1 protein-coding gene is annotated in these 629 nt (G+C 48.2%); it reads left to right on the forward strand.

Annotated elements, in window-relative coordinates; translation table 11 throughout:
• The coding region (locus MTBBW1_RS27375) for an IS91 family transposase (RefSeq protein ID WP_186441766.1) at window positions 1–604 on the forward strand (604 nt) is incomplete at its 5' end.
• Window positions 605–629: the final 25 nt, after the last annotated feature.

Below are 629 nucleotides of genomic sequence, written 5' to 3' on the forward strand. Positions count from 1 at the left end.
GCTGGCCTCTCTGGAACCTTTTCCCATGTTCAAGGATTGGCTGCGGGAGCTTCTCTTTCATGACTGGGTGGTTTATGCAAAGCGTCCGTTCAGTTCAGCGGAAAACGTGGTGCGCTATGTCGGCATGTACACCCATCGGGTGGCCATCAGCAACAACCGGCTCATATCATGTGACAATGGTGTGGTGAGATTCTGGTTCAAGAATTATAAACGGCTTGATGAAGTTGAGCATTACAATGAGATATGGGAAGAGATGGAGCTTCCGGCTGACGAGTTCATACGCAGGTTTCTGCATCATGTGATGCCGGCAGGATTTAACCGGATCCGCTATTACGGCTTTTTGAGCAACAATAACAAGGAACTTCTTGCAAGGATAAAGGAAAGTCTGCTCACCGAAGAGGAAGCTGAACATCCCTCAAATGAGCCAAAGGTATATGAGGGAATCCTTTGCTCCAAATGTGGAGCCGGCGTTCTGATTCCCTTTCTAATCATGGACGGGTGTGGCAACATCCTCAATGGAGATGCCGAAGAGTTTGTCGAAATCAGAAGGGAAAGGCAGCAAAGTTTCGGCAGGGAAAGCGTGGAGGTAATGGACTCATCATGATTGGACAGTCATCAGTCATGTACAA

Origin of the sequence: Desulfamplus magnetovallimortis, from assembly GCF_900170035.1 — a bacterium.
GTDB lineage: Bacteria > Desulfobacterota > Desulfobacteria > Desulfobacterales > Desulfobacteraceae > Desulfamplus > Desulfamplus magnetovallimortis.